The organism is Pseudomonas entomophila (genome assembly GCF_018417595.1).
In the GTDB taxonomy this organism is placed as follows: Bacteria; Pseudomonadota; Gammaproteobacteria; order Pseudomonadales; family Pseudomonadaceae; genus Aquipseudomonas; species Aquipseudomonas entomophila_C.
Genome location: NZ_CP070982.1, coordinates 5,132,705 through 5,144,907, shown reverse-complemented (window position 1 = coordinate 5,144,907; position 12,203 = coordinate 5,132,705). Strand labels below are relative to the sequence as shown.

The window sequence follows — 12,203 nt, the reverse complement described above, 5'->3', positions numbered from 1 at the left end:
CATCATACCAGCATGGATGGCGGGGGCCTATTGCCGTTGGGGCGTAGGTTTTCTTTTGCTTGCACCGGCCTCTTCGCGGGTAAACCTGCTCCCACAGGCATTCCACAGGGCCTGAGGGCGGCGCGATCCCTGTGGGAGCGGGTTTACCCGCGAAAGGGCCGGCACAGGCAACCGGTCAGCCGTCATGCATCCGGTCCCGATGGGTCAGCGTCGGGAACAGCTTCATCCACACCCCGGTCACCACCAGCGTGCCCACGCCACCGAGCACCACTGCCGGCACTGTGCCAAACCAGTGCGCGGTCACGCCCGATTCGAACTCGCCGAGCTGATTCGAGGCACCGATGAACAACCCATTCACGGCGCTCACCCGGCCGCGCATCTCGTCCGGCGTCTCCAGCTGCACGAAGGCGCTGCGGATGACCATGCTGATCATGTCCGCCGCGCCCAGCACCACCAGCACCGCCAGGGAGAACCAGAAGGAGGTCGAGAGGCCGAAGGCGATGGTCGCCACGCCGAACACGCCCACTGCGGTGAACATGGTCAACCCCACCTTGCGCTCCACCGGGAAGCGCGCCAACCACAGCGACATCAGCAACGCACCGACGGCGGGCGCCGAACGCAGCAGGCCCAGGCCCCAGGCGCCGGTGAGCAGGATGTCCTTGGCGAACACCGGCAACAGCGCGGTGGCGCCGCCCAGCAGCACGGCGAACAGGTCCAGCGAGATGGCGCCGAGGATGTCCGGGCGGCTGCGGATGAAGCGGATCCCGGCCAGCAGCGAGTCGAGGCTGGCGCGGCCGCGTTGTGGGAGTTGCTGGCGGGCGTCCAGGTTCAGGGTGAGCAGGCAGGCGATGACATACAGGGCCACAGTCGGGCCATACACCCAGGTACTGCCGAAGGCATACAGCAGGCCGCCCACCGCCGGGGCGACGATGGTCGCCGCCTGCGAAGCGGAAGCCGAGGCTGCCACCGCACGGGGGAAAAGCCCGGGTGGCACGACGTTGGGCAACAGGGCCTGGGTCGCTGGCATTTCGAACGAACGGGCGGCCCCCAGCAGGAAGGCCAGCGCAAAGATCAACTCGCGGCTGACGTTGTCGGTAAAACTGCCCAGGGCCAGTACCAGGGCGATCAGCGCCTGCAGGGTCTGGCACAGGGCGGCAACCTTGCGCCGGTCATGGCGGTCGGCGACGTGGCCGGTGTGCAGCATGAACAGCACACGGGGGGCGAACTCGACCAGGCCGACCAGGCCCAGGTCGAGGACATTGCCGGTCAGTTGGTAGAGGTGCCAGCCGATGGCCACGGTGAGCATCTGGAAGCCACTGGCGGTGAACACCCGGGCCAGCCAGAAAGCGATGAAGGGGCGGTGATGGCGCAGCAGTTGCGGGGCGGAATCGGACATCGGGGAGCCTGCGACCTCGGTGCTGGAGGGGGCTGAAGCGTAACATCTGTTTGTAACAATTGGTTGCTGAAAACCGCGTGGATCAACTCCGCAGGCATCGCAAAAGAGGGTGAGACATCGGGTCACGCGGCAATCAACCACACATCCGGATAGGTCATTCAGGACTATGCTTCCAAACAGTCGTTGATCTGGATCAATCGTTCCAGAAGCAACGATTTGGCCTCCGGGCCGGAATCCCTGCGATCGAACAGAACAAAAAGAACAGGCCACACTCGACATCCCGTGGGGGCAGTGGGCGACAGGGCCGTGGGCCCGGCCGCCGGATTATCTGAAGAGGAAGCACCATGTTCGGATTAGAAGCCCTAGAGCTCGCCCGAATCCAGTTTGCCTTTACCGTGTCCTTTCACATCCTGTTCCCGGCCATCACCATTGGCCTGGCGAGCTACCTGGCAGTCCTCGAAGGTCTTTGGCTGAAGACCGGCGACAACACCTACCGTGACCTGTACCACTTCTGGTCGAAGATCTTCGCCGTCAACTTCGGCATGGGCGTGGTCTCCGGCCTGGTCATGGCCTATCAATTCGGTACGAACTGGAGCCAGTTTTCCGATTTCGCTGGCTCCATCACCGGCCCGTTGCTCACCTACGAGGTGCTGACCGCCTTCTTCCTGGAGGCCGGTTTCCTCGGTGTCATGCTGTTCGGCTGGAACCGTGTCGGCCGCGGCCTGCATTTCTTCGCCACCTGCATGGTGGCGCTCGGCACGCTGGTGTCGACGTTCTGGATCCTGGCCTCCAACAGCTGGATGCAGACCCCCCAGGGCTACGAGATCGTCAATGGCCAGGTGATCCCGGTGGACTGGTTCGCCGTGATCTTCAACCCGTCGTTCCCCTATCGCCTGATGCACATGGCCACCGCGGCGTTCGTCGCCACCGCGTTCTTCGTCGGTTCGTCGGCGGCCTGGCACCTGCTGCGCGGGCGTGACAACCCAGCGGTGCGCAAGATGCTGTCGATGGCCATGTGGATGGCGCTGATCGTCGCGCCGGTGCAGGCGGTGATCGGTGACTTCCACGGGCTCAATACCCTCAAGCACCAGCCGGTGAAGATCGCCGCCATCGAGGGGCACTGGGAAAACAAGCCCGGCGAGCCGACCCCACTGATCCTGTTCGGCATCCCCGACATGAAAGCCGAGACCACGCGCTTCAAGGTCGAGATCCCGGCACTGGGCAGCCTGATCCTCACCCATAGCCTGGACAAGCAGGTCCCGGCCATGAAGGAGTTTCCACCCGAGGACCGGCCTAACTCCACCATCGTGTTCTGGTCGTTCCGGATCATGGTCGGGCTGGGCATGCTGATGATCCTGGTCGGCCTGTGGAGCCTGTGGCTGCGCAAGCGTGGCACGCTGTACAGCTCGCGGCCGTTCCTCTACCTCACCCTGTGGATGGGGCCATCGGGGCTGATCGCCATCCTCGCCGGCTGGTTCACCACCGAGGTTGGCCGCCAGCCGTGGGTGGTCTACGGGTTGATGCGCACCGCCGATGGGGTATCCAACCACAGCTACGCGCAGCTGGGCTTCACCCTGGTGATGTTCGTGGTGGTCTACTTCGCCCTGTTCGGCACCGGTATCGGCTACATGATGCGCCTGGTGCGCAAAGGGCCGAAAACCGGCGAAGGCGAGGAGCACACCCCTGGTGGCCCCGGCCAGAAACGCACGCCGGCACGGCCGTTGTCCGCCGCCGATGAAGGCCACGAGGCCGACTCCACCAGCCTGAGCGAGGGGAACTGAGATGGGTATCGATCTTCCGCTGATCTGGGCCGTGATCATCATCTTCGGCGTCATGATGTACGTGGTGATGGATGGTTTCGACCTGGGGATCGGCATGCTTTTCCCCTTCGTGAAGGGCGAGCGTGACCGCGATGTGATGATGAACACCGTCGCCCCGGTATGGGACGGCAATGAAACCTGGCTGGTGCTGGGGGGCGCGGCGCTGTTCGGTGCCTTCCCGCTGGCCTATTCGGTGGTGCTCGAGGCGCTGTACCTGCCGTTGATCCTGATGCTGGTGGGCCTGATCTTCCGTGGCGTGGCCTTCGAGTTCCGCTTCAAGGCCAGAGCGAACAAACGGCATATATGGGACAAGGCGTTCATCTGGGGCTCGCTGGTGGCGACCTTCTTCCAGGGCGTGGCCCTGGGCGCCTTCATCGAAGGCTTCAAGGTGGTCGACCGCAAGTTCGCCGGCGGCACCCTGGACTGGCTGACCCCGTTCACGCTGTTCTGCGGCCTGGGCCTGATCGTGGCCTACACCTTGCTGGGTTGCACCTGGTTGATCATGAAGACCGAAGGGCCGCTGCAGCAGAAGATGCATGACATCGCCCGGCCCCTGGCGCTGGTGCTGCTGGCGGTTATCGGTATTGTCAGCCTGTGGACACCGATCGCCTACCCGCAGATCGCCGAACGCTGGTTCAGCATGCCCAACCTGGTCTGGTTCATGCCGGTGCCGATCCTGGTGCTGGTGACCTTCTACGGCTTGCTGCGGGCGGTGGCGCGAAACGCGCACTACACGCCGTTCCTGCTGACCCTGGTGCTGATCTTCCTGGGCTACAGCGGGTTGGGCATCAGCCTGTGGCCGAACATCATCCCGCCGTCGATCAGCATCTGGGACGCCGCGGCACCACCGCAGAGCCAGGGCTTCATGCTGGTGGGCACGTTGTTCATCCTGCCGTTCATTCTGGGTTACACCTACTGGAGCTACTACGTGTTCCGCGGCAAGGTGACCCATGAAGATGGCTATCACTAGGAGCGCGTCGTGATGAACGTCGAAGAAAAGAAACCGCTGTGGCAACGTGTGGGTTGGCTGGTGCTGATCTGGGCGCTGAGTGTCGCGGCGCTGGGGGTGGTGGCCTATGGCATGCGCATGTTCATGAGCGCGGCGGGGTTGAGTACCCACTGATCTGCAAGGCGGGCTGCCATGCAGCCCATCGCGGGTGAACCCGCTCCTGCAGGGACCGCGCTGATCTTGAGGTCGGCGCGGTCCTCTTCATTTACGCGCTTTGAGCACCACGAACTTCGGCGTCGCCGCCACCTGCTCGACACCTCGGAACAACCGCGCCAATTTGCTGTGATAGCCCAGGTGCCGGTTGCCGACGATATACAACGCCCCCCCGACCACCAGCGCCTCACGGGCTTGCTGGAACATCCGCCAGGCGAGGAAGTCGCCGACCACTTGCTGCTGGTGGAACGGCGGGTTGCACAGCACCACATCCAGCGACTGCTTTTCTTGCCCGGCCAAGCCGTCGGCCGCGTGAATCTCGACTGCGCGTTCGCCCAGCGCCGCCTGCCAGTTGTCCCGGGCCGATTGCACTGCCATGTACGACTCGTCCACCAGCGTGTAGTGGGCATCGGGGTTGGCCAGGGCGCTGGCGATGGCCAGCACGCCGTTGCCGCAGCCCAGGTCCGCGACCCGCGCCTGGCCCAGGTCGCGCGGCAGGTGGGGCAGGAAGGCCCGGGTGCCAATGTCCAGTCCTTCGCGGCAGAACACGTTGGCATGGTTGAGCAGCTCCAGCGCAGGGCTGTCCAGGCGGTAGCGGCTAGGGTAGGGCGAGCATGCCTGTGGCCGTTCGGCGACGGTGGCGGTGAGCAGGCGGGCCTTCTTTTGTGCCAGTGAAGCCTGGACCGGGCCGATGTACTTCTCCATCAGGTCGCCCGCGGCGCGTGGCAGGTGCTTGATCATGGCGCCGGCGATCACCTGGGCGCCCGGGGCAAGCTGGCCTTGCAGGCGGATCAACTGTTCCTCGAGCAAGGCCAGGGTCTTGGGCACCCGCACCAGCACCCGGTCGAACGGGCCTTGCCAGGCTTGGTTGGCAGGAATGAACGGCACGCTGTCAAAGCCCTTGCCGTTACGTGCCAGGTTTTTCTCCAGCGCCATGCGCGCCAGGTGCGAGTCGCCGCTGCTGATCACCGCCACCTGTCCGGCCAGGCTGGCCGCCAGGGCGCCGAAGCTGTCGTTGAGCACCAGCACCTTGCCGTTGGCGGTCGGCGCCTGGGCGGCCAGGTATTCCAGCAGATACTGGTCGGCGGCGTCGAAGGCCAGCAGCGGGTCATTGGCCTGCTCCGGCTGGCGGATCAGGTCGAGGTCGGCGAAGGGGCTGTTGAACAGGGGCATGACATGGGCTCAGCTGCGAATCTGCCTGGCGCGCTGTGCGGCAGGCTTGCGGTGGGCGATTCTACAGGGCTTTACCCATCGACGGGGGACGGGCTGTCAGAGCAGGCCGCGCAGGGCAGCGATGGCAATGGCTCCGGCCTTGTTGTTGGCGTTGGTCTTGTCGATCACGCTGCGAATATGGAAGTTCACCGTGCTGGTCGACAGCGACAGGATGGTCGCCACGTCCGCCGCAGTCTTGCCGGCCGCGGACCACTTCAGCACTTCCAGCTCACGCTCGCTCAGATTGGGTGTCGGGCTGAGTTTTTCCAGATGGTGCTCACTGAGTGCCGCGTGCAATGTGTTGCACAGCCACATCACCAGGCAAGCTTTGTCATGGATTTCCTTCACCTTGATTGGGCGTTTGCCCCGACACACGCTCAGCTGACTTTCATTGTGTCGGTGATCGAAGACCGACTGGGTCCAGCCGTGGGTGATCCCGAATCCCATGGCCGCTTCGCGAAAATGTGGAACCTCGCGGAACAGTTCGTCGCTCCAGACTTGCGGCTTGGTAGATTTATGGCACATTGATACTACTGGGTCTATCGTGAGGAAGTTTCCCTGTCGGTAGCGTTCGTTCCACTCGCGCGGATAATTGTTGTAGAGAATCACCTGCGGATTATGGGCGGCGATGTGCAGGTGCAGGCTCAGGCCGAGATATTCCATTCACAGTGCCTGGGCCATCGTCACGGCAATTTCGAACATCCGCTGAGGATCGCTCTCTACCAGCAGACGTTGGGCATCTTCGCTCTTCCAGTAAGGCATCGGTGAAGCTCCATTGTTTCGCCTTGGATCCAATTACTGCGCCGCACGGGACGAAGTGTAGGAAATGTCCTCGTTTTGTGCTCGGTTTTTTTGCTATAGCTGTGCTGTTTTCTAAGCAGTTTGCTGTAGTCAATCGACGATACCCTACAAACCGACGGTGTTTATCCCGCCCGCATTGCGCGACACTAGGCGCAATTGTTCAATGGAGCCCGTCATGTCCGCCAGTGCCGACAAGTTCACCCGCCAGACCCTGCTCGATGTCCAGCCTCTGACGCCCAACCTGTTCAGCCTGCGGGTCAGCCGTGATACGGGGTTTCGCTTCCGCGCCGGGCAGTTCGCTCGCCTGGGGGTGACCAAGGCTGACGGCAGCGTGGTCTGGCGTGCCTATTCCATGGTCAGCGCGCCCCATGACGAGTTTCTCGACTTCTTCTCCATCGTGGTGCCCGGTGGCGAATTCACCAGTGAGCTCAGCCGGCTGGCCGAGGGCGACAGCCTGCTGATCGACCGCCAGGCCTTCGGCTACCTGACACTCGATAGGTTCGTCGGCGGTCGCGACCTGTGGCTGCTTGCCACGGGGACTGGCATCGCGCCCTTCATGTCGATACTCCAGGATTTCGAGGCCTGGGAACGTTTCGACAACATCAAGCTGGTGTACTCGGTGCGCGAGGCGAAGGAGCTGGCTTATCTGGAGGAAATCGCTGGCCTGGAGCAACGCGACTATCTGGCGGAGTTCGCCGGCAAGCTGCAATTCATTCCGGTGGTAACCCGTGAGCAGCATCCTGGCGCATTGAACGCGCGCATCACCACGCTGATCGAAAATGGCGAGCTGGAGAACGCCGCGGGGCTGGCACTGTCGCCGGAGCATTCGCGGATCATGCTGTGCGGCAACCCGGACATGATCGACGAGACGCGCAAGGTGCTGAAGGCTCGCGACCTGCAACTGAGCCTGAGCAAGCGCCCTGGCCAGGTGGCGGTGGAGAACTACTGGTAAAGCGCGATATCCCCCTGTAGGCGCCAGCAACGCTGGGCCTACAGCGGTTGCGCCGTTTTCGTCAGGGCTGGCGGTTCTGCGCCTTGAGCAGGTCGCGAATCTCGGTCAGCAGGGTTTCTTCGGCGGTGGGCACTGGCGGTGCGGTCGGGGCCACGGCTTCTTCGCGCTTGAGGCGGTTGATCACCTTCACCCCCATGAAAATGGCGAAGGCGACGATGATGAAGTCGAGGATGGTCTGGATGAACTTGCCATAAGCCAGCACCACGGCCGGCACATCGCCTTCGGCGGCCTTGAGCGTGATGGCCAGGTCGCTGAAGTCCACGCCGCCGATCAGCAGGCCGATGGGGGGCATGATCACGTCACCGACGAAGGACGACACGATCTTGCCGAAGGCCGCGCCGATGATGATACCCACCGCCATGTCGACGACATTTCCCTTGACCGCGAAGGCCTTGAATTCACTGAGCATGCCCATGCTGTATTCCTTTGTTACGAATGGAGAGGTAAACGCAGTGTAAGCCACTAAAACGCTTCATGCGTGACGTTCGCAGCTAATGACTGTGCTTAGCGCGAATAGTTTTGTCGCCCTTCGAGGCCTCCGGGACACGTCCGTGTTCGGCTATCATGGCGGTTTTTTCCAGGAGACCCCGCCCATGGCCAAGGCCAAGCGCTTGTATGGCTGCACCGAGTGCGGCGCGACCTTCCCCAAGTGGGCCGGCCAGTGCGGCGACTGCGGTGCCTGGAACACCCTGGTCGAAACCATGATCGAGAGCGGCGGCGCTGCCGCGCCGAGCGGCCGTGCCGGCTGGACCGGGCAGCAGGCGCAGATCAAGACCCTGGCCGAGGTGAGCGTCGAGGAGATCCCGCGCTTCACCACCAGCAGCACCGAGCTCGACCGGGTGCTGGGGGGCGGCCTGGTGGACGGCTCCGTGGTGCTGATCGGTGGCGACCCCGGCATCGGCAAGTCGACCATCCTCCTGCAGACCTTGTGCAACATCGCCGTGCAGATGCCCGCGCTGTACGTCACCGGCGAGGAGTCGCAGCAACAGGTGGCCATGCGTTCGCGGCGCCTGGGCCTGCCCCAGGACCAGCTCAAGGTGATGACCGAGACCTGCATCGAAACCATCATCGCCACTGCCCGTGTGGAGAAACCGCGGGTGATGGTGATCGACTCGATCCAGACCATCTTCACCGAGCAGTTGCAGTCGGCCCCCGGCGGCGTGGCCCAGGTGCGCGAGAGCACGGCGCTGCTGGTGCGCTACGCCAAGCAGAGCGGCACGGCGATCTTCCTGGTCGGCCATGTCACCAAGGAAGGCTCGTTGGCCGGCCCACGGGTGCTGGAGCACATGGTCGACACCGTGCTGTATTTCGAGGGTGAGTCCGATGGCCGCCTGCGCCTGCTGCGGGCGGTGAAGAACCGCTTCGGCGCGGTCAACGAACTGGGCGTGTTCGGCATGACCGACCGGGGCTTGAAAGAAGTCTCGAACCCTTCGGCGATCTTCCTCAACCGCACCCAGGAAGAAGTGCCAGGCAGTGTGGTCATGGCCACGTGGGAGGGGACCCGGCCGATGCTGGTGGAGGTGCAGGCATTGGTCGACGACAGCCACCTGGCCAACCCGCGCCGGGTCACGCTGGGCCTGGACCAGAACCGCCTGGCCATGCTGCTGGCGGTGCTGCACCGGCATGGCGGCATCCCCACCCACGACCAGGACGTGTTCCTCAACGTGGTCGGCGGGGTCAAGGTGCTGGAGACCGCCTCCGACCTGGCGTTGCTGGCGGCAGTGATGTCGAGCCTGCGCAACCGCCCGCTGGCCCATGGCCTGCTGGTGTTCGGCGAGATCGGCCTGTCGGGCGAGGTACGCCCGGTCCCCAGTGGCCAGGAACGCCTGAAGGAAGCGGCCAAGCATGGCTTCAAGCGCGCCATCGTGCCCAAGGGCAACGCCCCGAAGGAAGCGCCGGCGGGCCTGCAGGTGATCGCCGTGACCCGCCTTGAACAGGCGCTGGATGCGTTGTTCGAGTAAGACGCCCGGGGCTGTTCACTCCGCGCGTTGTTCGCGTTGGGCGAGGCGCCCGGCGTGGGTCGGTGGCTCGGCTGCGCCGGGGTTGCGCCCCTTGGCGGTTTCCCGGCGCAGCACCGGCAGGATCTCGCTGCCGAACAGCTCCAGCATGTCCAGCACCTCCGGCAAAGGGATGCCGGCATGGTCGAACAGGAACAGCTGGCGCTGGTAGTCGCCGAACTGCTCGCGGAAGGTCAGGGTCTTGTCGATGATCTCCTGGGGGCTACCCACCGACAGCGGAGTCTCGCGCATGAACTCTTCCAGCGAAGGGCCATGGCCATACACCGGCGCGTTGTCGAAGAACGGGCGGAAGCGCTCGCGGGCGACTTGGGACTGGCGGTTGACGTAGATGTGCCCGCCCAGCCCGACCATGGCCTGTTGCGGGGTGCCGTGGCCGTAGTGGGCGAAGCGCGAGCGGTAGAACGCCACCATGCGCTGGAAGTGCCCCTTGGGCCAGAGGATGTGGCTGGCGAAGAAACCATCACCATGGCGCGCCGCCTGCTCGGCGATCTCCGGGGTGCGGATCGAGCCATGCCAGACGAAGGGCGGCAGGTTGTCCAGTGGCCGGGGAATCGACGTGAAGCGGTGCAGCGGGGTGCGGAAGCGGCCTTCCCAGTTGATGTTCTCTTCGCGCCACAGGCGGTGCAACAGGTCGTAGTTGTCCAGCGCCAGCGGCAGGCCCTGCATGATGTCCTTGCCGAACCAGGGGTAGACCGGCGCGGTGTTGCCGCGCCCGAGCATCAGGTCCATGCGCCCGCCCGACAGGTGCTGCAGCACCGCGTATTCCTCGGCCAGGCGCACCGGGTCGTTGGTGGTGATCAGCGTGGTCGAGGTGGAGAGGATCAGGCGTGAGGTCTGCGCGGCGATGAACGCCAGCAGGGTGGTGGGCGACGAGGTCACGAAGGGTGGGTTGTGGTGCTCGCCGGTGGCGAACACGTCCAGGCCGACTTCTTCGGCCTTGAGGGCTATGCGCACCATTGCAGACAGGCGCTCGGCCTCGCTGGGGATACGGCCTGTGGTCGGGTCGCGGGTGACGTCGCCGACGCTGTAGATTCCGAATTGCATCCTTGCCTCCTGGAGTGTGACGAATGTCGCGATTGTACGCATGTACGCGAACTGTTCAACTCCTTTTCCTCGGCGTATGATCGTCCTGTCGCCGGCAACCTGCTGGCGCCCCCTGGACTCCCACGCTTAAGGAGAAGCGACATGCCAGAAGTGATCGTCTACGCAACCGCCGGCCGTTCCGACCTGCAGAAGAAGAAACTGCTGCGCTCGGTGACCGAGGCGGTGGCCAACAGTTTCGAGATCGCCCGTGAACACGTGGTGGTGCAGATCGTCGAGGCTCCACCCGGTGACAAGGCCAAGGGCGGCATCCCCTTCGACGAACGTTGAAACCTGCCCCTGGGCACGGCGCGGGGCGCCGTGCCTTTCTGTCGGGTGCCTTACAGATATCCCACCGATCACTGCCGTTGCCTGATGTTTGCCGGCGCTCGCGTCTGATTGCTCGTCTTCGGAGTTTCCAAGCACGCTTTACAGAAAGATTGTACGAGGGGGTTGCAACAGTACGACTGTATGCGTACATTGGCCTCGTTCGATGTCGACACGGACCCCAGGACTCATCCCACACAGCAAGGAGCTGAACATGAAGACATTGATGCAGTGGCGTGACCTGCCTGCCGAGGCAGAAGAATGGATGGCCCGTATCGAGGCGGTCAGGCCGCTGATCCTGCGGCACCGCGACTACGCCGAAGAGCACGGCGAAACCCACCCTGAAGTCATGGCCGAGCTGTTCAAGCTGGGCTTTTCCCGTCTTTGCGTGAGCAAGGCCTTCGGTGGCCAGCAACTGGACATGCGGGTGATCTCGCAGATCGTCCAGCGCCTCGCCGCCCTCGACGCGTCGGTGTCCTGGCAGGTGATGGTGCAGGTCGCCATGGGCCGCCTGGCCGATTACCTCCCCGAGCAGGCCGCACAAGAGATCTATAGCGGGTGCAACGGCTTCGTGGTCGGTGCGATCCACTCCGGCGGCGAAGCCATTGCCGTCGAAGGTGGCTACCGCGTCAGCGGCAAGTGGGGCTTCGCCAGTGGTTCGGCCCACGCCGACTGGCTGGTGTGCACCGCCACCCTCAAGCAGGAAGTCGCCGATGGCTCGCAGCCGCAGGTGCGCATGCTCTTCGTGCCACGCAGCGAATGCCGCATCCTCAAGACCTGGGATGTGATGGGCATGCGCGGCACCGGCAGCAACCACTTCGAATGCAGCAATGTCTTTGTCCCGGCGCAGTACAGCGTCGACCCCGAATCGCTGAAGAAAGCCCCGCCGCCACGTGCCTCGCTGGCCTACAAGGTGGGTTACTACGACTTCGGCACCATCGCCGCGATGGGTACCGTGCTGGGTGTGGCAAAGGCCGCGCTGGAGTACTTCCGCGACGAGCGCACCGTGCCGGCCGACGAGGGCGTGGCCGCGTTGACCAGCGAGAAGACCGGCATCGTCCTGGCGCAACTGCACAGCGCCCAGCTGCTGCTGGAAGACGCCATCACCCAGGCCCAGCTGGCCGATGGCGACGGCATGAACGTGCGCGTCGGGCTGGCCGGCTCGCTGCTCAACGAGCAGGCGCTCAATGCCGTCAACCAGTTGCACGGGCTGACCGGCTCCAAGGCGGTCTACAAGACCTGCGCCCTGGAGCGCAGCCTGCGCGACATCCATGTTGGTTCCAAGCACTTCGTCCTGTCGCCGTTGAACCTGTTCGGCCTGGGCAAGCTGTACCTGGGCAAGGCGCAGACCAGCAAGATCTATTGACCTGGCGAG

Annotated in this window: 11 protein-coding genes and 1 pseudogene; 7 read left to right on the top strand and 5 right to left on the bottom strand. The window is 64.0% G+C overall.

Annotated elements, in window-relative coordinates; translation table 11 throughout:
- Nucleotides 1–175: 175 nt before the first annotated feature.
- Nucleotides 176–1,396, bottom strand: coding sequence for an MFS transporter (locus tag JYG34_RS22545; RefSeq protein WP_213658406.1), 1,221 nt, complete (start codon nucleotides 1,394–1,396; stop codon nucleotides 176–178).
- Nucleotides 1,397–1,740: 344 nt separating this feature from the next.
- Here JYG34_RS22545 and JYG34_RS22540 point away from each other — a divergent pair, with 344 nt between their 5' ends.
- Genes JYG34_RS22540 through JYG34_RS22530 form a run of 3 tightly spaced genes read left to right on the top strand, consistent with a single transcriptional unit; the run spans nucleotide 1,741 to nucleotide 4,339 of the window.
- Nucleotides 1,741–3,177 carry a cytochrome ubiquinol oxidase subunit I gene (locus tag JYG34_RS22540; protein WP_213658405.1) on the top strand — a complete coding sequence of 479 codons (1,437 nt, stop codon included), beginning with the start codon at nucleotides 1,741–1,743 and terminating at the stop codon, nucleotides 3,175–3,177.
- 1 nt (nucleotide 3,178) lies between these two features.
- Complete coding sequence (cydB, locus tag JYG34_RS22535; protein WP_213658404.1) at nucleotides 3,179–4,186, top strand: cytochrome d ubiquinol oxidase subunit II; 1,008 nt, start codon at nucleotides 3,179–3,181, stop codon at nucleotides 4,184–4,186.
- 12 nt (nucleotides 4,187–4,198) lie between these two features.
- Entirely contained in the window at nucleotides 4,199–4,339 is a 141-nt protein-coding gene (locus tag JYG34_RS22530) for a DUF2474 domain-containing protein (RefSeq protein WP_213658403.1), read from the top strand.
- A gap of 87 nt (nucleotides 4,340–4,426) precedes the next feature.
- Here JYG34_RS22530 and JYG34_RS22525 read toward each other — a convergent pair whose 3' ends face one another.
- Together JYG34_RS22525 and JYG34_RS22520 are read right to left on the bottom strand one after the other, a co-directional pair.
- Nucleotides 4,427–5,551: a methyltransferase gene (locus JYG34_RS22525; protein WP_213658402.1), complete on the bottom strand. Its 1,125-nt coding sequence runs from the start codon at nucleotides 5,549–5,551 to the stop codon at nucleotides 4,427–4,429.
- 96 nt (nucleotides 5,552–5,647) lie between these two features.
- Nucleotides 5,648–6,352, bottom strand: a pseudogene (locus tag JYG34_RS22520) (autoinducer binding domain-containing protein).
- Nucleotides 6,353–6,566: 214 nt separating this feature from the next.
- Here JYG34_RS22520 and JYG34_RS22515 point away from each other — a divergent pair.
- Nucleotides 6,567–7,343, top strand: coding sequence for a ferredoxin--NADP reductase (locus JYG34_RS22515; RefSeq protein WP_213658401.1), 777 nt, complete (start codon nucleotides 6,567–6,569; stop codon nucleotides 7,341–7,343).
- A gap of 61 nt (nucleotides 7,344–7,404) precedes the next feature.
- Here JYG34_RS22515 and mscL read toward each other — a convergent pair whose 3' ends face one another.
- Nucleotides 7,405–7,818 carry a large-conductance mechanosensitive channel protein MscL gene (mscL, locus tag JYG34_RS22510; protein WP_213658400.1) on the bottom strand — a complete coding sequence of 138 codons (414 nt, stop codon included), beginning with the start codon at nucleotides 7,816–7,818 and terminating at the stop codon, nucleotides 7,405–7,407.
- Nucleotides 7,819–7,996: 178 nt separating this feature from the next.
- Here mscL and radA point away from each other — a divergent pair, with 178 nt between their 5' ends.
- Nucleotides 7,997–9,364, top strand: coding sequence for a DNA repair protein RadA (radA, locus tag JYG34_RS22505; protein ID WP_011535790.1), 1,368 nt, complete (start codon nucleotides 7,997–7,999; stop codon nucleotides 9,362–9,364).
- Between the two features lie 15 nt (nucleotides 9,365–9,379).
- Here the strand turns inward: radA and JYG34_RS22500 are convergent, their stop codons facing one another.
- Nucleotides 9,380–10,465: an LLM class flavin-dependent oxidoreductase gene (locus JYG34_RS22500; protein ID WP_213658399.1), complete on the bottom strand. Its 1,086-nt coding sequence runs from the start codon at nucleotides 10,463–10,465 to the stop codon at nucleotides 9,380–9,382.
- A gap of 141 nt (nucleotides 10,466–10,606) precedes the next feature.
- Here JYG34_RS22500 and JYG34_RS26525 point away from each other — a divergent pair, with 141 nt between their 5' ends.
- On the top strand, nucleotides 10,607–10,792 hold the full coding sequence (locus tag JYG34_RS26525) for a tautomerase family protein (RefSeq protein ID WP_011535780.1): 186 nt from the start codon (nucleotides 10,607–10,609) through the stop codon (nucleotides 10,790–10,792).
- A 250-nt stretch (nucleotides 10,793–11,042) separates the two neighbouring features.
- A complete protein-coding gene (locus JYG34_RS22490) occupies nucleotides 11,043–12,194 on the top strand; it encodes an acyl-CoA dehydrogenase family protein (RefSeq protein WP_213658398.1) in 1,152 nt (383 codons plus the stop codon).
- The last annotated feature ends 9 nt before the right edge of the window (nucleotides 12,195–12,203 follow it).